Source organism: Paenibacillus shirakamiensis, assembly GCF_017874255.1.
Lineage (GTDB): Bacteria > Bacillota > Bacilli > Paenibacillales > Paenibacillaceae > Fontibacillus > Fontibacillus shirakamiensis.
Map to the genome: position 1 here is coordinate 945,577 of NZ_JAGGLD010000001.1, position 19,005 is coordinate 964,581.

General features: G+C 40.5%; 18 protein-coding genes. 17 read left to right on the forward strand and 1 reads right to left on the reverse strand.

Annotation, left to right across the window (positions count from 1 at the left end; translation table 11 throughout):
* Positions 1 to 48 precede the first annotated feature (48 nt).
* From J2Z69_RS04575 to J2Z69_RS04630, 12 genes are all read left to right on the forward strand, one after another.
* On the forward strand, positions 49 to 831 hold the full coding sequence (locus J2Z69_RS04575) for a DeoR/GlpR family DNA-binding transcription regulator (RefSeq protein ID WP_209859562.1): 783 nt from the start codon (positions 49 to 51) through the stop codon (positions 829 to 831).
* 2 nt (positions 832 to 833) lie between these two features.
* Entirely contained in the window at positions 834 to 1,988 is a 1,155-nt protein-coding gene (gene nagA, locus J2Z69_RS04580) for an N-acetylglucosamine-6-phosphate deacetylase (protein WP_209859564.1), read from the forward strand.
* A gap of 167 nt (positions 1,989 to 2,155) precedes the next feature.
* Positions 2,156 to 2,830: a response regulator transcription factor gene (locus J2Z69_RS04585; protein WP_209859566.1), complete on the forward strand. Its 675-nt coding sequence runs from the start codon at positions 2,156 to 2,158 to the stop codon at positions 2,828 to 2,830.
* A complete protein-coding gene (locus tag J2Z69_RS04590) occupies positions 2,827 to 4,197 on the forward strand; it encodes a sensor histidine kinase (RefSeq protein WP_209859568.1) in 1,371 nt (456 codons plus the stop codon). The genes J2Z69_RS04585 and J2Z69_RS04590 overlap by 4 nt, the downstream gene beginning before the upstream one ends.
* Before the next feature lie 123 nt (positions 4,198 to 4,320).
* Positions 4,321 to 5,301: an alpha/beta hydrolase gene (locus J2Z69_RS04595; protein WP_209859570.1), complete on the forward strand. Its 981-nt coding sequence runs from the start codon at positions 4,321 to 4,323 to the stop codon at positions 5,299 to 5,301.
* Between the two features lie 222 nt (positions 5,302 to 5,523).
* A complete protein-coding gene (locus J2Z69_RS04600) occupies positions 5,524 to 6,405 on the forward strand; it encodes a protein kinase family protein (RefSeq protein WP_209859572.1) in 882 nt (293 codons plus the stop codon).
* 26 nt (positions 6,406 to 6,431) lie between these two features.
* A complete protein-coding gene (locus tag J2Z69_RS04605; protein WP_209859573.1) occupies positions 6,432 to 6,977 on the forward strand; it encodes a GNAT family N-acetyltransferase in 546 nt (181 codons plus the stop codon).
* Between the two features lie 246 nt (positions 6,978 to 7,223).
* Entirely contained in the window at positions 7,224 to 9,011 is a 1,788-nt protein-coding gene (locus J2Z69_RS04610; RefSeq protein WP_245338946.1) for an HSP90 family protein, read from the forward strand.
* Positions 9,008 to 10,060 carry a hypothetical protein gene (locus J2Z69_RS04615; RefSeq protein ID WP_209859574.1) on the forward strand — a complete coding sequence of 351 codons (1,053 nt, stop codon included), beginning with the start codon at positions 9,008 to 9,010 and terminating at the stop codon, positions 10,058 to 10,060. Before J2Z69_RS04610 ends, J2Z69_RS04615 begins: the two co-directional genes overlap by 4 nt.
* Before the next feature lie 152 nt (positions 10,061 to 10,212).
* A complete protein-coding gene (locus tag J2Z69_RS04620; RefSeq protein ID WP_209859575.1) occupies positions 10,213 to 10,524 on the forward strand; it encodes a hypothetical protein in 312 nt (103 codons plus the stop codon).
* 9 nt (positions 10,525 to 10,533) lie between these two features.
* The gene (locus tag J2Z69_RS04625) at positions 10,534 to 10,719 is read left to right on the forward strand and encodes a copper amine oxidase N-terminal domain-containing protein (RefSeq protein ID WP_342591560.1); all 186 of its coding nucleotides are present in this window, start codon (positions 10,534 to 10,536) and stop codon (positions 10,717 to 10,719) included.
* Between the two features lie 111 nt (positions 10,720 to 10,830).
* The gene (locus J2Z69_RS04630) at positions 10,831 to 12,273 is read left to right on the forward strand and encodes a glycoside hydrolase family 1 protein (protein ID WP_209859577.1); all 1,443 of its coding nucleotides are present in this window, start codon (positions 10,831 to 10,833) and stop codon (positions 12,271 to 12,273) included.
* Positions 12,274 to 12,403: 130 nt separating this feature from the next.
* Here the strand turns inward: J2Z69_RS04630 and J2Z69_RS04635 are convergent, their stop codons facing one another.
* On the reverse strand, positions 12,404 to 12,721 hold the full coding sequence (locus tag J2Z69_RS04635; protein WP_209859578.1) for a hypothetical protein: 318 nt from the start codon (positions 12,719 to 12,721) through the stop codon (positions 12,404 to 12,406).
* A gap of 808 nt (positions 12,722 to 13,529) precedes the next feature.
* On the opposite strand from J2Z69_RS04635, the gene galU reads away from it, so the two are divergent.
* The 5 genes from galU to J2Z69_RS04660 are packed head-to-tail and all read left to right on the forward strand — an operon-like array spanning position 13,530 to position 18,988.
* A complete protein-coding gene (gene galU / locus J2Z69_RS04640; protein WP_209859580.1) occupies positions 13,530 to 14,414 on the forward strand; it encodes a UTP--glucose-1-phosphate uridylyltransferase GalU in 885 nt (294 codons plus the stop codon).
* A 29-nt stretch (positions 14,415 to 14,443) separates the two neighbouring features.
* Positions 14,444 to 15,604: a glycosyltransferase family protein gene (locus tag J2Z69_RS19370; RefSeq protein WP_209859582.1), complete on the forward strand. Its 1,161-nt coding sequence runs from the start codon at positions 14,444 to 14,446 to the stop codon at positions 15,602 to 15,604.
* A gap of 27 nt (positions 15,605 to 15,631) precedes the next feature.
* Positions 15,632 to 16,711 carry a glycosyltransferase family 4 protein gene (locus J2Z69_RS04650; RefSeq protein ID WP_209859584.1) on the forward strand — a complete coding sequence of 360 codons (1,080 nt, stop codon included), beginning with the start codon at positions 15,632 to 15,634 and terminating at the stop codon, positions 16,709 to 16,711.
* The gene (gene nagA / locus J2Z69_RS04655; protein ID WP_209859586.1) at positions 16,708 to 17,895 is read left to right on the forward strand and encodes an N-acetylglucosamine-6-phosphate deacetylase; all 1,188 of its coding nucleotides are present in this window, start codon (positions 16,708 to 16,710) and stop codon (positions 17,893 to 17,895) included. The genes J2Z69_RS04650 and nagA (J2Z69_RS04655) overlap by 4 nt, the downstream gene beginning before the upstream one ends.
* Positions 17,882 to 18,988, forward strand: coding sequence for a Gfo/Idh/MocA family protein (locus J2Z69_RS04660; protein WP_209859588.1), 1,107 nt, complete (start codon positions 17,882 to 17,884; stop codon positions 18,986 to 18,988). The genes nagA (J2Z69_RS04655) and J2Z69_RS04660 overlap by 14 nt, the downstream gene beginning before the upstream one ends.
* Positions 18,989 to 19,005: the final 17 nt, after the last annotated feature.

The following is a 19,005-nucleotide window of genomic DNA, read 5'->3' on the forward strand; positions in this document are numbered from 1 at the left end:
TATACTTATATCATAAAAGCTTAATACTTAGACTAGGAGGTCAGCCCCGTGTTTCAAGAAGCTAGACTTTTGAAAATTCTTGATTATTTACAACAACATGAATCGATGAGTGTAGGCGAGATCTGCTCCAAGTTTGAAGTATCCCGAGATACAGCGCGGAGAGATATTGTGAAGTTGGTCCAAGAAGGCGTAGTCGTTCGGACGCATGGAGGGGTAGCTCTTCCCGAGCTTCAGAAGGTGTTGTCTTCCTATCAAGATCGTCTTATTGAGGGGTCCTCTAGTAAGAATCACATTGGTCAACTTGCCGCGAAGCTAATTCACGATCATGAGACCGTATTTTTTGATGTATCAACTACCGTACAATTTGTAGCGGAACATATTCAGGCAAGACAAATTACCGCAGTTACCCATTCCATTGACAATGCAGGGGTTCTTTCTAAAAGAGAGGATCTAAGTATCTACGTGCTAGGCGGCTATCTTCATACTCAAAATCGGCTATTATATGGCCCTTCGGTCTTGGATAAGATCAGTGAAATAAAAGCAGATAAGGCGTATATTGGTGCAACATCCGTTCAATCCGATGGACTTTATTACCCTTATGAAGAGGACGTTCGAGTGAAGAAAGAAATGGCCAAACAGTCAGATCAGGTGATCTTAGTGGCAGACCACTCCAAATTTTCAGCGAAGTCAAGGTTCAAGTTAGATATAGATTATGTAGATATCATCGTGACGGATCAATCCATTTCTGAGGAAATGAAAGAAGTATTAGATCGGAAAAATATTACCTTGTTTGAATGTACAACAAATAACGCTCAGGATGGAGTGGAGTAGATATGAATAACACTGTAATTCGAGGAGTCAATCTTGTCCTACCACAGCAAATACTTTCATCCGTCTCCGTGTGGGTCAAGGCGGGTAAAATCGAACGGATCGATACAGATAAAGTACAGGATGATGAACAACAATACGAGGGTTATGAACAGATCGATGGACATGGAATGTGGCTCATCCCCGGTATGATCGATGTGCATATTCACGGAGCCCAAGGTTACGATATGATGGACGGCACACAGACTAGCATTCAAGAGGTGTCCAAAGCATGTGCTGCAACGGGATGCACCTCATTCCTAGCTACTTCAGTCAGTTCAACAATAGAAGATCTCCTGCGTATGATTCGAAGTGTAAAATCAGTTATCGGCCATGAACAGGGAGCTAAGATTGCAGGCATTCACTTAGAGGGACCGTATTTGAATCCGCTACGAAAAGGGATGCAAAATGAGAAGTATCTTCGTCACCCGGACCTTGATGAAATGAAGCTTATTTTTGAAGAAGCAGGTTCTTTAATCAAAATGGTGACGATTGCTCCCGAATTACCAGGCGGATTAGAGCTCATATCTTATCTGAAGGATCAAGGCGTGATTATAGCTGTTGCCCATTCAGATGCTACGTACGAAGAAGCGAAAGAAGCTTTTAGTGCAGGAGCTAGTCATGTAACCCATTGCTTTAATGGAATGAGACCCATTCATCACCGAGATCCCGGCATCGTCGTAGCTGCATTTGAAGAATCGCATGTAAGTCTGCAAGCCATTGTAGATCAAGTTCACCTTCATCCGGCCATTATCCGTTTAATGCATCGCATCAAGGGACCCGAAGGGATGGTACTCATTACGGATGCACTTCAGGCCATGGGGCTGGGGGATGGAGAGTACTTATTCGGTGGACATCATGTAACGGTAATTGAAGGTGTTGCTCGATTAGCGGACGGTACGCTTGCTTCCAGTACGGTAACGATGAACGATGCCGTTCGTTTAACGGTAGAGAACGGAATATCGTTCACAGATGCTGTTCACATGTCTTCCACATCCCCTGCTCGTATTCTCGGTCTGCACAGCAAAGGAAGAATTGAAATAGGTTATGATGCAGATTTGGTCCTCTTGAATGAGAGGTATGAGGTGCAGTGGACGATGGTAGGAGGAACACGGCTCTAATTCATTCGTACTCAGATAGCCTTATTTACAATCAAGAAGATCCGCGGTTTAAGCGGATTTTTTTGCATTCATATCTTATTTAAGGATATTATTCCAGACTGAGTAGTTAATCTTAGGAAATTCGGATATGTTACAATCAGATGAAAAAAGTGGAGAAGAGGGATGATATGCCTACAATATTGGTTGCTGATGACGATGCAAATATACGAGAACTCGTCTGTTTATTTCTTCGCAATGATGGATTTGACACCGTGGAAGCTAAGGATGGAAAGGAGGCACTGACCGTCTATACTTCAGTACATATTGATCTTGTTGTGCTTGATATTATGATGCCCAATATGGATGGTTGGGCGTTATGTAAGGAACTTCGCAAAAGGAGCCCGGATCTTCCGCTCCTGATGCTTACGGCAAGGGGAGAGACTTGGGAGAAAGTAAAAGGATTTGAACTCGGGACAGACGATTATCTTACGAAGCCATTTGATCCTCTGGAATTAACGGTTCGAGTGAAGTCACTTCTCAAACGATATAAGATGGCTTTCACTCAGACTATCCAATTCGGTAGTATTACTCTAGATCGGAAGACATATAAAGTCTTGTGTGGAGCAAATTCACTTGTATTACCTCTCAAGGAATTCGAATTGTTATATAAGCTTTCTGGAACACCCGGACAAGTATTTACCCGAGAGCAATTAATAGACCAAATTTGGGGTATGGATTATGCCGGGGATGATCGTACTATTGATGTACATATAAAAAGATTACGCGAGCGCTTTGTGGGCACACCCGATTTTTGTATTGAAACGGTACGAGGTCTCGGCTACCGACTAGAGATCATGTCATGATTAAATCCTTATACATACGTGTAGTTCTAAGCTTTCTGGTCTCCGTAATTGGAGGCATAATTATAGCTTTTTTTGTAGCTACTTGGCTATTTGAAGATAAACTGAATGACAATCTAAAAGTTACATTGCTGGACTTTGGTCAAGATATTGCGCACATCTACGAATCATTTCCTTTGCAGGAAGCTCAGACGCTTGTAAGTACAATGAAACAGCTTAATTCCTACCGCATTCGGATTTTTGACAATCTAGGTGAATTGCAAGCTTATGGAACTGTTCAAGGAGAGCATTACACTAAGGTGTCCCAGAAGCAAATAAATGAAGTGATACATGGGAGTATCGTCCAAGTGAAGACAAATGATATTGATCCTATTCTTGTAGGCATACCGCTTCATACAGAGAAAGGAATGAGAGCGCTGTTCGTCGAGCAGCGTGCGAATTCTTCCTCCTCATTTATTATTAAGTGGATTTTCAACTTCTTGATGTACTCCTTAGTAGCGGGAAGTTTACTGATGTTGATAGCCGCTATATTTTTAATCAGACCTATCAAAAAACTGACCCAAGCGACTAAGCATATAGCAGCGGGAGATTTCAATATTAAGCTTAATATTAAGCAATCGGGTGAGTTAGGAACTTTGGCACGTAGTTTTGAAGAGATGATGCATAATCTACAACGGATAGAGCAGATGCGCAGAGATTTTGTGACCAATGTGTCGCATGAGGTTCGATCGCCACTCACTTCAATTTCTGGATATGCTATGGCACTTAAACAAGTGAATATCTCGGAACAGGACCGGAGTAGATATCTCGAAATTATTATTGCTGAAGCCGAACGAATGTCCCATATGAGTGATAGCTTAATGCAACTCAGTATGCTAGAGTCTCAGTCCCAACAACCAAAGTGGACTGTTCAGAATTTGGACGAACAGATCAGAAGAGTTATCGTAGCTATTCAGCCGCAGTGGACGGCACGTGCTATCCATTTTGAACTCAATCTTAGAGCCGTATCCTTCAGAGCAGATCACGATCAGCTTAATCAAGTTTGGATGAATCTCATAGGAAACAGCATTAAATTCTCTTCGGAAGGCGGTAGGATTAGCGTCAGTATGAGAGACGAAATTAGTAACGTGACTATCCGAATAGCAGATGCAGGAATTGGTATTTCTGAAGAAGATCAAAAGCGGATATTCGAGCGGTTTTACAAGGCGGATCATTCCCATAGTCGGAAGTATGAAGGAAGTGGGCTAGGACTCTCTATCGTGAAGCAGATTTTAAAGCTTCATCAAGGGGAAGTGCAGGTGGACAGTGAACAGGGAAGAGGAGCCACCTTTATTGTTACCCTACCCAAAATCAAGGAGGGAGAGTCGTAAGAAAGAGATGTACCGTTTAATTCGAGTCGTTCATATTGCGTTCATATTGTCGTCATGAGGAGTCCATCTTCACTGTATATGCTTGGATTAAATTATACAGATGAGGATAGGGGACGATGAAAAATGAACACAAAAGAAGAATCACCAATAAAGAGGAAGCATACATGGTTTAAACTTTTAGCTAAAGGGATGGGTGCTGTAGCTGTTGCCATCTTGTTATTCTTGGTCATTGTATTCATAGTAAATGGGGTCTGTAATCAACTCGAACAACGGAAAATAGAAACCTACGGTCAGCTCGTCCCTGTAGATGGAAAACATATGAATGTGCTCATTGAAGGTCAAGGGAAAGAGACCATTGTTCTCCTACCTGGGTATGGAACAGCAGCACCGGCATTGGATTTCAAGCCATTAATCGAAGAGCTTTCACCAAATTATAAGGTGATAGTGATTGAACCCTTTGGATATGGATTGAGCGATGGAACGGAAAAGGAGCGTACCACTGAGAACATTACCCATGAAATTCATGAAGCACTACAGCGCCTAAATATCGATCGTTATATCTTAATGGGACATTCCATTGCAGGTATTTACGGATTGGACTATGTAAATACTTATAGAAGCGAAGTGAGCGCTTTTGTAGGAATAGACAGCAGTGTGCCGCAACAAGAGGGAATGGATACGGAATTTCCAATTCGAACGTTCAAATTTCTCAGAGCATCAGGTCTGGCTAGACTGGTTGTGAAGTTAAGTCCAGATCCATATGTTAATACAACTTTTGATGAGCAGACAAAGAAGCAGATGAACATGCTTTTGCTTAAAAACATGAATAATTCGACGCTCTTAAATGAAATGGAGCACTTTTATACGAACTTTACATCTGCGCAGAAAGAAACATTCCCTACAACTCTTCCCGTGTTGTTGTTTGTAGGTTTGAAGGACACATCCGTTAAGGATTGGGTACCACTGCATGAAGAACAGGCCAAACAATCTCACGATGGTAAAGTCATAACACTAGATGCATCTCATTATATTCACCATACCAAGTCAAAAGATATGGTTCAGCAACTCACCCTATTTATGGACAACCTAAAGTTACACCCTTAAGATATCAATACAACCGAGATGATTAATTAGCACAATCCATCCACAGGAGGGGTTGTGCTAATCTACATTAACTATAATATCGAGGGAATTGGAACGTAATATAGTAACTAATCTTTATAGAGTAGCGTTGTACTTATAAGATGGCTTATTTTAGAGGCAGTTTTATTTATAAACTCTCCCATTTAGGATAAAATTTTAATTTTTACATAAGGAGTTCATGATATGAGTCAAGATACTTATATGGTTCATTTAGATCGTGTTTCTTTTGAGCTGCAAGAACCTCATGATTTTAGTTGGATCAAGCCATTTGGAACCGTGGTGAATGTGTTCGACCAACAGGATTCGGGTAACATCTGTTTTGGAGTGGAAAAGGACGGAAAGAAGAAATTCATCAAGTATGCGGGATCCCGTCCCATGGAATACAAGGGAGAACCAAGGGATGCTATCGACACGCTTTACAAGGCAGTGCCTTTATACGAGGTCTTGGAACATCCTGCGCTAATTCGATTAGTTGAGCATTTTAAGACAGCTGATGGATATGCAGCCATATTTGATTGGGTGGATGGCGAATGCTTGCATTCTCATTGGTTATTTGCTGGAGCAGAGAAGCTTGCCCATCCTAATTCACCTTTTTACAAGTTCAGGCAGCTATCCATCGGACAAAGGCTTAATTCGCTAGACGTTATCTATGATTTTCATAGATTTGTAGAGTCTAAAGGATATGTAGCTGTAGATTTTTATGATGGAAGCATCCTATATGATTTTTCTACTAATGTGACTAAAGTTTGTGATATTGATTTCTATCGATTAGGTCCTTCTGTTAATGATAGCGGGGAACAATTTTGGGGGACTACACGATTAAAATCCCCTGAAGAGTTCACATTAGATGCTCCTATTGATCCGATTACGAATGTATTTACTATGGGAGCCATCGCATTTACTTTACTTGGCGGTGAGCTGGACCGCTCTTTCTCCAAGTGGGAAGCAAGTTCCTCCCTGTATGAAGTAGCTCTGCGAGCCGTGAGTCAAGAACGAGAACAACGTTATGATTCAATCTATGCTTTTAAAAAGGCTTGGGATGAAGCAAAGAGCGGGCGGAGTTGAGATTTGATACTAAGGAGGCATGGTATATGTATAAGTCATTAGAAAGAACAATGACTACGGAAAGATTAATGCTGAGACCTTTTGAATTATCAGATGCACAACGTGTCTTTGAATACTGCAATAATTATAATCTATATAAAAGTACATTAAATCTTCCTTACCCATACTCACTGGAGTGCGCATTGTCATGGATTAAAACGCATGAAGAAAATTTCATCCATAATCTATTCTATGAGTTTGCGGTAGCAGATCGAATCACGAATGAACTATACGGAGCAATAGGAATATCTCATAATCAACAATATAGATTAGGAGAACTTGGCTACTGGATGGGAGAAGAACATTGGGGGAACGGTTATGCCACGGAGGCCGCTCGTGCTGTACTTGATTTTGCATTCCAAGAAAAGAATTATAACAAAGTGTATGCGCGATACTTTGCTACTAATATAGGATCAGGGCGAGTTATGGAGAAAATAGGCATGGTGAGGGAAGGCGTGCTACTTGAGCATATATACAAAGAAGATAGATTCGAGGACCTTGTTCATTACGGAATACTGGCGCCCAAAATTTAAACAAGTGGAATGTATATCTCCATAGAGTGACATAAATAAGTTAGATCATAGGCTGAGAAGCGATTCGTTTTTAACGAAGTCGCTCTTTTTTTTTGCTAATGATATAGATTTCAGTATTCCATTTGACATCATGTTCTATATTTCGAGGAAATAATATGAATTTTTACAAATATTATGTGTGCAATCTTACATAACTGTTATATTGTATATGGATGATATACATTATAAAACAATAGAGGGATTCAAATGAATAATATGAATTTTCAAGTTAATTTGCAAGGAATTATTGATCTTTTATCCAACCATTTATACTCCGACCCCGGTGTTTTTATACGAGAACTTCTCCAAAATGGCATCGATGCGATAACGGGCAGGAAGAGATTAGGCCATACATTTGAAGGGCAGATTAAAGTGGAGTTATTCACTTCAACTCCTAGAAGGATGTCCTTTTCAGATAATGGTCTAGGTCTTACACAAACAGATATTGAATTATTTTTAGCACGGATAGGAAGTTCGATTAAAAAGGAAAACTTAGATACTTCGGATGACTTTATAGGTCATTTTGGTGTTGGGATTCTCTCTTGCTTTGTGATTAGTGAGGAGATTGTACTTATAACACGTTCGGCGGTTAGTGAGGAAGGATTGGAATGGAGAGGCAGACCGGATGGCACGTATTCTCTAAAGACGCTTACTAAAAAAGTACCGATCGGCACAACGGTGTATTTATCTGCGAAGCCTGAATATGAAGAGTACTTCGAATATTATCAAGTTTCAAATCTTTTGAACAAATATGGGGAATATCTACCTACGCCGATTGTTCTGAGTGAAGATAATTATAATATGAATATCAACGAGTCGAGCCCCCCTTGGCTAATGAGCAAAAAAGAAGCTATGGAATACGTTGAACGTACGGATTATTCTACACCCATCGATATCATCCCGCTGCACTCACACCTTGGTGGGGTTACAGGTATAGCGCATATTCTTCCTTATGCGGTCAGTCTTCAAGATGAAAAGAAGCATCGCGTGTATCTGAAAAATATGCTTTTATCCGATAAAATGAGCAATATCCTGCCTTCTTGGGCATTTTTCGTTAACAGTATAATCAATACGACTAGCCTTAAGCCTACAGCTTCTCGTGAAGGATTCCAAGAAAATGATCTGTTTCATGCGGTATGTGATGAATTAGGAGTGTGTATCAAACGCTACCTTATTGAGTTAGTGGACAAGGATATGGATCTATTTCAACAGATTATTCGCATTCACTATGTTTCTCTGAAGACGATGGCGGTTGAAGATGATGCATTATATGAACTTTTTATCCGGCATCTTAAGTTCGAAACTTCTTATGGGGATATGAAGATGGATGATATTCTTAAGGATCATACAACCATCTTAGTAACAGCTTCTTTAGATGAATTTAGACAAATAGCAAGGGTAGCGAAAGCCCAGGAGTTAATGGTTATTAACGGAGGTTATGTACATGATCTCGATTTGGTGCGCAATCTTACGCAAGTTGAACCCCACATCACTGTAGAAGTGTTGGATATTCTAAAATTCTCTAATCGCTTTGAAGAGTTGGACAATGAGGATCATGCATTGACTCAACCCTTTCTAAAGTATGCTAGTCATCTATTGGAGAAATTCCAATGTCAGCCTCTAGTCCGCTGGTTCGAACCATCTGAGATTCCAGTCATGTATAACACGAATCAAGAAGTGAATTTTTTTAGATTAACTGAAGAAAGCGAAAAAGTAGCTAACCCTCTTTTTTCTGATATCGTACTTGTGATTAAGGATGAATTATATGAGAAGCCCTATGCAAAGCTTTGTTTTAATTATAATAATGTAATGGTGCGCAAAGCTATGGAGTCGAGTGATCTCACCTTGCAAAAAGCTAGCATCGAGTTGTTTTATACGCAAGCTCTGCTACTAGGTAATCATCCTATGGGGCCAGAGGAACTTCGCTTGATGAATGATTCGCTCCTTCATTTTATGAACAGAGGATTTGAGAATGCTAATGGTGCGCTGCAATGAGAGAGCGTTATAATGAATTAAGACGTATGAGTTGGGAACTTCCTCAGGGAAAGCAGAAAATAATGGTCATGGAGAAAATGATTCGAATTGCTGACCTCTACATGACCGAAGAAGATGCCTATCAGACTCGCATCTCTTATTTAACGGCAGCTTCGGAGGCCGGGGCCTCAGAAAAAATGATTATTGCATTTGCTTGGTGCCTAGCCAAATTCGAGGGCAATCCTGGTAAGTATTCGTATCATGAATTGTTATGGTATTACAAGTGGATTTTAGGGGCAATCTGGAAAATACCAGAAATCCGTCTAGAGCAGATTGAATCTTTGTTCGAACATTTCAAAGTTATGAGTGAACAATATGGCTATAATCTAAGAGCTTATTATCATAAACAAGTGAATTATACACTATCAATAGGGAACTTTGATGCAGCCGCAAAGGCATATAAATTGTGGCGAACGATCCCAAGAGACGGTTTGGCCGATTGTAAAGCTTGTGAGCAAAATTTATTCGGTATATATATGTTCAGAATTGATTATATCAAACGAGGCATGCAAGCCATGAAACCTATCCTTGAAGGTAAACTGCGCTGTGGCTCTATCCCAGAAAATACGTATAGTCAAGTGCTCTTGCCTCTACTCAAGCTTGGTAAGTATGAGCAAGCCTCTAAGATTGCTAATAAGGCCTATCATATGATAAAGGGTCCTGAATATCTTAGCGAGCATGGGAAATTCCTTCTCTTTTTCACGGTTACATCTCCCACCAAAGCAAAAAAAGTATATAATGAAACAATTGAATTTGCCTTAGATAGTAAAGTAGGATGGGATAGATTGGAGTATTTTCTTTGTGCACGTTTTTTTCTTACAGAGTGGCATAAGAAGAAGCGGAAAATACAGCTAGTGGCTGGAGATCAAGTTACTTTGGCATGGTTAGATCAAGAAATCCAACGGATTTCCCAAGCGTTTAATTATCGAAATGGAAATGACTATATTCATCTCTTTATTGCGCAACATTACAAAAACATTCAAGAAATTAAAGATGCATATCCTGAATAAAAGCATCCCAAAAAAAGATCGAGACCAGAAATGGCCGATCTTTTTTGTACGTACAGTTATTGGTTGATGAATTACAAAGAGTCTATTCATGCGACAACGCTATAATAGAAGGGTACATTAAAATAGAATGAAGATAAAAGGAGGCATTTTTTATGAGTCAACGGTTTCGTATAACTCGATCTATGCAAGGAGAACAGGGTGGACTTCCCTCTATTACATTGGAAGAATGCATACAGTATTTCGCATCGCTTTCAGATTTTGCATATTCCACAAAGTTAGTTGTAACGGGGGCCGAGAGCACCATGACCATTGAAGGAGATTTCTTTATGTGGACCTATGAAGATTTGGAAATTCCTTTTCGCTTATATATGGGAGACATCTATGTCGCTGTGACAAACGAAGCGGTTATCCCCAAAATGATGGACATCGCAACGGACTTGCGGGCTGATATATTAGAAGGCTAAGAGCACACCATTAACCTCAAAAAAGGTTCCATGCAAACATCCGTAAATGGACATATGATTCAACTGAAGACGCCTCCTTTTATGGTTAAGGGAATCATGATGGTTCCCCTACGCCTAATTAGCGAAGCCCTAGGGGCTGAAGTCGCTTGGAATGATAAGAAGCGAAGCATCGAGATCCATACCCAAATCAAATAAAGCAGCTGTTATAATGAGCACTACCAGTTTAGAAATTTCAAAACAATACACCATAAAATTAAATGGGATAGGGCATACTTCATGGAAACATATGGTTTAGGAGGAGTAGGCATGATCCATAATCATTTGCGTCCTTTCCCAGCGAATTTTCTTTGGGGTTCGGCATCTGCCGCTTACCAAATTGAAGGCGCTTGGAATGAAGATGGAAAAGGCCCATCGGTGTGGGATGAATTCACGAAGATAAGCGGGAAAACTTTTGAAGAAACCAACGGAGATGTGGCGATGGATCATTATCATCGTTATCGGGAAGATATTGCACTCATGTCAGAAATGGGACTCAAAGCGTATCGTTTTTCTGTGAGTTGGCCACGCATTTATCCTAAGGGTTATGGGGAGGTCAATGAAGCGGGCTTGCAGTTCTATGATGATCTAATTAATGAACTCCTTGCCCATGACATTGAACCCGTACTCACGCTTTATCATTGGGATGTTCCACAAGCCTTAATGGATGAATATGGCGCTTGGGAATCCCGCCGAATCATTGATGATTTCGATCGGTATTCAGTAACACTATTCCAACGTTTTGGTGATCGAGTGAAGTACTGGGTAACGTTGAACGAACAGAACTATAACACGAACCATGGTTTTATTACAGCTATGCATCCACCAGGCGTCAAGGATCGCAGACGATTTTATCAAGCGAATCATCATGCTTTTTTGGCGAATGCCAAAGCTATTCAATCTTTCAGAAAGTATGTACCTCATGGGAAAATAGGACCAAGTTTTGCTTATTCTCCTGCTTATCCGGCTTCAAGTAAGCCTGAAGACATGCTTGCCTTCGAGAATGCCGAAGAATTCACTAACTATTGGTGGCTGGATGTATACTGCCGTGGAGTATATCCCACAATCCCTCTGCAGAATCTTGAAGAGCAAGGTTTGGCCCCTCATTTTGAAGAGGGAGATCTGGAACTATTGCAACGGGGCAAGCCTGATTTTGTAGGCGTAAATTACTACCAGACGATCACCTATGAACACAATTCATTAGGTGGCATAGCTGAGGGACGCATGAATACCACAGGAGAGAAAGGCAGTAATCAATCTACTGGCATTCCTGGTCTTTACAAAACGGTAGCGAATCAAAATCTGGAGACATCGAATTGGGACTGGGCGATTGATCCCATTGGACTACGAATTGGTCTTCGGCGGATCACAAGCCGCTACCAGCTCCCCGTATTTATTACGGAGAATGGTCTAGGTGAATTCGACAAGTTGGAGAAAGATCAGACTATTCATGACGATTATCGCATTGCGTATCTAAAGTCTCATCTGATTCAGTGCCTTCAAGCAATGAATGATGGGGTGGAATTGATAGGCTACTGTAGTTGGTCATTTACTGATGTTTTGAGCTGGCTCAACGGATACCAAAAAAGATATGGGTTCGTATATATTGACCGTAATGAGAGGGAAGAGAAGACATTGCATCGATTCAAAAAAGACAGCTTCTACTGGTATCGGGATGTTATTCAGACGAACGGTGACCATTTATTTCAGTAGCTGATAGTTGTGAACCACAGAACCTGAGAATCAGGTTCTTTTTTTATGTGAAAAATCGACTCGAAATCATCATAAGGATAACAAAAAAGCCTCGAATTCGAGGCTTTCTCAACTAACATATTACATATTATTAAAATCCATATTGAAAATTAGATAAACTCAGTGCGGGTCCACCAATAGATATGGTGTACGTGCCATAAGGCAAGTTAGGAATAGAAGCAATGATTTTTCCAGATCCACCATAAGAACTAAAGGCTCTAGTATACACGGCTTGTCCAGTTTGATTAGTTACGACTAAATCTGCGTAAGATCCGCTAAAATCAGCACTGATTCTTAATTGTCCTTGACCTGTTACTTGCACATTCGTTGCTGCTGATGCAGTTAATGGAATAATGGTAAATAAGGCAAAACAGAGTAACAGGAGAACCAAGACACTATTCTTCTTCATAACTCACTTCCTTTTCCATTATTTAGGTACAAATTCAAATTACCACAGATGAGACATGTTGTATACGTGTCATTTTAACAAATTGCGCATATGTAAAAAGTAACATTTTTATACATTTTATCCCTTTTTAAAGGTAATTTTACCTAATTATTTAATTATTTTACAATAAAAGTCTTTACTTACTGAAATTTTATAACTATATTATTAGTACAAATTAAGATGCATATGTAAATAATATACTAGCTCTGAAAAGCATTTTCAAATACATAAAATTAGTAATCATCTTTGTGTAGTACTAGAATTGTATTTTACCTACAAGTTCGACAAAATGAGGGGAGGAGTAGATACACTTAATGTCTCAGTAATGCACGATATCAGAACCTATGAACAAGCTGTAGCAAAAAATGTTATACAATCAAAATTAATTCACTCCAATGCATTATACTAGAATACACCCCTCAAATCTTTAAACCACACAAAAGACAAAGTCACTTTGTACATTCGCAAGAAAGTCACATTTCTTATTGATTACAAAGCAACACTTTCAATCTTTTTCAATGCTCTTGCATTCAACTTATGCCTAAGTACTTTACTTGCATAACCTCATGAGCGCATGAATCCTCTCACTTTCTATGCTGTTAACTGAACTACCCTTTTGATATAACAACACAACGACTCTTCTTTCCAGTCAAAATAACGTTATTCTTCATGTTCATTTCCCTAATGAATTCTATTTAATATACTTCTAAATTCTGAGCAGCGTTAGGCAGAAATTTATTTAGCAAGTGAAATGAATAGGAGGGACTCTATGAAGATCCGTAAGGCTATCATACCCGCAGCAGGTCTGGGTACACGCTTTCTCCCCGTAACTAAAGTTATGCCGAAAGAAATGCTTCCAATCGTGGACACGCCAGCCATTCAATTTATTGTTGAAGAGGCCGTGGCTTCTGGCATTGAAGACATCATTATTGTGAGCGGAAAAGGTAAAAGAGCTATTGAAGATCATTTTGACCGATCTTTTGAACTGGAAAAAGCGTTGCTTGAAAAAGGCAATATTGAACTATATGAAAAAGTCATCTCTTCCTCTAATTTGGCGGATATCCATTATATAAGGCAAAAAGAACCAAGAGGGCTTGGACATGCTGTGTGGTGTGCTAGAAAGTTCATAGGAAATGAACCTTTTGCGGTTTTGCTGGGAGATGATATTGTTCAATCTGCTGTCCCTTGTCTCAAACAGATGATGGATATTTTTTACCAAAATCAATCCTCGGTCATCGGCGTACAGCCTGTTCCTTACAGTGAAGTGTCCCGCTATGGAATTGTCGATGGAGAATTTATGGGAAATGGCCTCTATGAAGCGAGGGACTTTATTGAGAAACCTTCAATGGACAAGGCACCTTCGAATTTGGCCATCATGGGGAGGTATATTCTAACCCCCGCTATCTTTGACATATTGGAACATCAAGAAGTAGGTGCAGGAGGAGAAATACAGCTCACAGATGCGATTGCAAGTTTGAATGATTTTGAACGTGTATTAGCCTTTGAATTCAATGGGAAGAGACATGATATTGGCGATAAAGTAGGCTTCATCAAAACCACAATTGAATATGCCTTAAAAAAAGAAGAAATGCGTAGTGAGATTCTAAATTTCATCCACGATATCATAGCCAAGGAAGCAAACATCAAACTCTAAAGAATGATGAACTGTATGGAGGGATACACGTGAAATTTTCTATGTATTGGCACAATGGACGAAGCTTAGGTCACACAGCGGAAACAGCTAAAATTGCTAAATATTTCACCACTCAATATAGTGATCTATCTCTTTCTGGATTATCGGGTGCATTTAAGGGATTGGATTTGCTCCCTTCAAGTATGGATATGGTCAAGCTGCCTGCTTTTACGAACTATGATTCACCCAAAGGGTGGGGTACTTCCGGGCGTCAAGGACTTCCATCAGAAGCTTTGTTTGCATGTAGGGCGGAGATGGCGGAAGTATTCATTCGTCATTATACGCCGGACTATTTCTTCGTGAATCATCTACCTTTTGGGGCAGAGAATGAACTCATACCTGCGCTCAACACAATGAGAAGCGGTGTAAAAGTTCTGACATTGCGAGGGGTATTATTCGATCGAGAAAAGACAAATCGATTATATTTCACTGGAGAGCCGGCTCGGTGGATTGAGCAGAATTACGATTATATATGTGTGCATATAGATCCAGCTATTTTTAGCTTAGAGGATTACTATGATATTCCGTCTCAACTACTGGATCGTATTCATTATACAGGTTACTTAATTGACGATTATACAGTTACGCCAGGTCAAGCTCGGGAGCAGCTCGGTTTGCATCCAGACGAAAAAATCATCGTAGCTAGTATGGGAGGTGGACAAGGGGCTTATCGCATATGGGAGAATATGGTCAAATCTCTCCTGAAAAACAAAGAGCATTTTGATCAAGCCTACATTGTGACAGGTCCATACCTAGAAAAAGATGATGCGATTCGTTTGAAAAAATGGGCGGCAGAACTTCCTTGGTTACATGTCCTAGAATATGTGCCCAACATGATGGCATGGATGGCAGCTTCCAATTTATTTATTGGTGCGGCCGGTTCGAATATGCTAGGTGAGATTCTTGCCACCAAATGCAATGCTATCGTCATTCCTCGTCAGGTCCGGGAAGTGGAACAAAAGATTCACTCGGCCTTGCTTAAGGAGCGGGGATTCGTTCGAGTATGTGATCTTGAGGGTGTCTACGATGGAAAGTTGGATCAACAAATATATGACGGTCTTCAAGAACCTATAGCCTTCCGTCAATCCATTCAGATGAATGGCACTTCTGCTTATAGCGACATATTAAATTTGAATAAAATATTAGTCTGATAAAGATAAAATCATTGAGGTGATATTGTGGCTGAGAAGATTCCTCCTGTAACCATATTATTACGATATTTTACGGTGGGTGGCTTGGAACGGGTCGTTATTGATTTGGCTAATTCATATGTAAAACAAGGTGTAGATACACAAGTGGTCGTCATGTCAACGGGTAAAAGAAACTCACTTATTTCGGAACTCGATCCTCTAGTCAAGGTGTCTTTGTTGTCAGGCTCACTAAGAGAAAAATTAACGAACCTCAGAAATTTAACCAAAGATAGAATTGTTCATATTCACTTTGGAGATGGTCGTATCCACCCACTCATTAGAACTGCATTGCTTGGAAGAACGGTTGTCGTTACTTACCACAGTGTCTACAGCCACAAGCGCAATTGGTTCATTAACCGAGCAGATCAATTCTGGGCTTCCAAAGCTTCAGAGATCGTGGCCGTATCCGAAGCCGTGAAAAGTTTTGCGGTGCAAGATGTGCATATTCCCTCGGGCAAAGTGACAGTCATTCGTAATGGTGTCGAGATCAATGCCGGCCAAAATGAGGTCAAATCCGATGATGCAATGATTACTTTAATATCTCTAGCGAGTCTGTATCCTCATAAAAATCATATGGTTCTTTTTAAAGCTATGAGTATTGCTAGAAAAAAAGGATTGCGTGTGAAATTGATTGTCATTGGTGATGGACCCTCTATGGCAGATCTGTATCAGTATGCTATTCAAGAAGGAATCAATGAGAATATTGAGTGGTATGGAGCAGTGTGGAAGAGATCGATTGTTCAGTCTTTGCTACGTGATTCCGACATATTTGTGTCGGCCAGCAATTTCGAAGGCATGCCGATTTCGATTCTTGAAGGCATGTCCTATGGACTACCGATGATTTTGTCGGATATCTCCTCCCACAGAGAACTTGCAGATAACTCTGCCCTATACTTCTCACCAACGAATCCAGAGGAAATGGCCGAGCTTCTTGTTCGTCTAACTAGCAACAAAATACTTTATGAACAGCTCAAAGTCTACAGCTTGTCCCGTGTCCATAATTTTCATTTGAATAATTGTGTACAGGATTACCTTAAGGTCTATCAAAAGGCTGCTGGGGACGCATGAGTTCATCCTCATTCCTATTAAAAAACTGTACCTTATTTATCGATGACAAAATAACTTATAACGCTAATCTGCTCATCGTCCATGGCAAAATACACTCTATTCATGAGGACGATGAACTGGACATCGATGTAGAGACCTGGGATATGCAAGGGAAGTATGTGTTTCCAGGTTTTGTTGACATCCACGTGCATGGAGCCCATGGACAGACGTTCAACAGTTCATCGGTGGAGATCTGGGAAGATATCATGCTCGCTCATGCATTAGCGGGTTCGACCACCTTACTTCCAACTGTGATGACGGATACGAAACCGAATATGCTACAGGCCTTAGCAGTGGGTACAGACCTGAATCGCCAAGGCAGGGTAGCAGGGATTCATCTTGAAGGACCCTATTTAAATTTTGAACAACGCGGTGCTCATGACGCCAAGGATTTATTACTCCCACAAGATGATTTCATCGAGAGCCTCCGTGACTACTTTCATGCAATCAAGTTAGTGACGTTAGCTCCTGAGTTAGAGGGAATGTCCTCTCTGATTCAGACATTACATGCACATCAGATTATTGTCTCCGCAGGACATAGTGTTGCGAATGCCCAAGTTATTGAGCGCAGCAAACAGATCGGGTTGAGCCATTTTACTCATTTATGGAGTGGGCAGACACTACTAACCAAACATGGACCGTGGCGCAACCTCGGACTTATTGATATTGCCCTAAGTTCGGAAAATATGACAGCAGAAATGATAGCGGATGGCTTTCATTTGCCCGAAGAATTAGTAAAGATTGCATACCGTTGTCTGGGTAAGGATCGGCTGTGTCTCATCTCGGATGCCTCCGCAGGGACAGGACTACCTCAAGAAAGTCATTTTGTGATGGGTTCCTCAGAAGGCATCGTTAAAGAGGGTGTAGCTCTTAGCGTATGTGGGAATTCGTTCTGTGGAAGCACAAGTTTTTTAACTGACATATTCCGGTTCTGTGTTCATAAAGCAGGAATTCCTATAGCTGAAGCGGTACAGATGGCGACTTCAACACCAGCCAAAATTATAGGTATCGATCATATTGTAGGCAGAATTGAACCAGGTAGAAATGCAGATCTACTTATAATGAATGAAGATTTAACCGTCTACTCCGTGCTACAACAAGGAGTCAAAGTGAAGGAGAAGATCCGAAGTTATGATTCCACTTAACAACCAGCGAGTAGGGATTTGTGGGATAGGGCATCGTGCCTTAAGTACGTATCTTCCTTTTTTTAAAAGTGAGGTTGCTACATCAAAAGGTTACGAACTTGTGGCGGTAGCTGATACGAATCCTGATCAACTTACGAAGGCTCATCTCGATATGAGCGATCTCTTGCTGTTCGAATCCTTTGAAGAGATGCTTTCAGTCGTCCCCTTAGATTATGTAATTCTTGCAAGTCCAGATCATGTGCATTATGAACATATTCTTTTGGCATTAGCCAAAGTAAAGCATGTGATTTGCGAGAAGCCGATGGTGATTCATTCAGCACAAGCCCATCAAGTTCTCTTGGAGTTGAATCACTCTCCTTCCTCATTAATTGTGACGCATAATCTAAGGTATTTAAGTTTGAATTCGACCATTAAATCACTACTAAATCAGCGAAAGATAGGTCAGGTTACCGTTGTTCAATTCTCATATCATCTCCTGCCCGGACATGGGGCTAGCTATTATCGTAGATGGCATCGATATATGCAGAATTCAGGTGGATTTGCAGTGACGAAGAGTTGTCACCACTTTGATTTGATTAATTGGTGGATAGAAGATCGACCGGCCGCCGTGTCGGGATACTCTCACCGAAATTATTATATGCCCGACTTATATGTGGAAGGAAAGCCTTCGACAACCATACCTAAGGATGCTGAGCTAGATGATACCTGGGTAGCTTCCATTCAATACACCAAAGGTGCTTTGGCTATGTATGTACTTCATACTTATTCCACATTTGAAGGATTTCATCTGATGATTAGTGGAACGAAAGGAAATTTAGAAGTGAAATATGATAAAAATTCTACTTCTAATTACCAGATCACTTTCAATTATTTAGATGGACGTCGTGAAATGATTGAAGTTCAGCGAGAATCAGGTAGGCACTCTGGAGCGGACCAACAAATGCTAGAGCATCTGTTCAACATGAATGCAGATGATAGACGGTGTAGCGCTTTGGATGCGGCTTATGCCGTGGCTATTGGGGATGCAATTAATAGATCTAGTTCTCAAGGAACAATCGTTCAAATCAGAGATGTATTCCCTTCTCTAGTGTAATTGTTCATCTTCATATC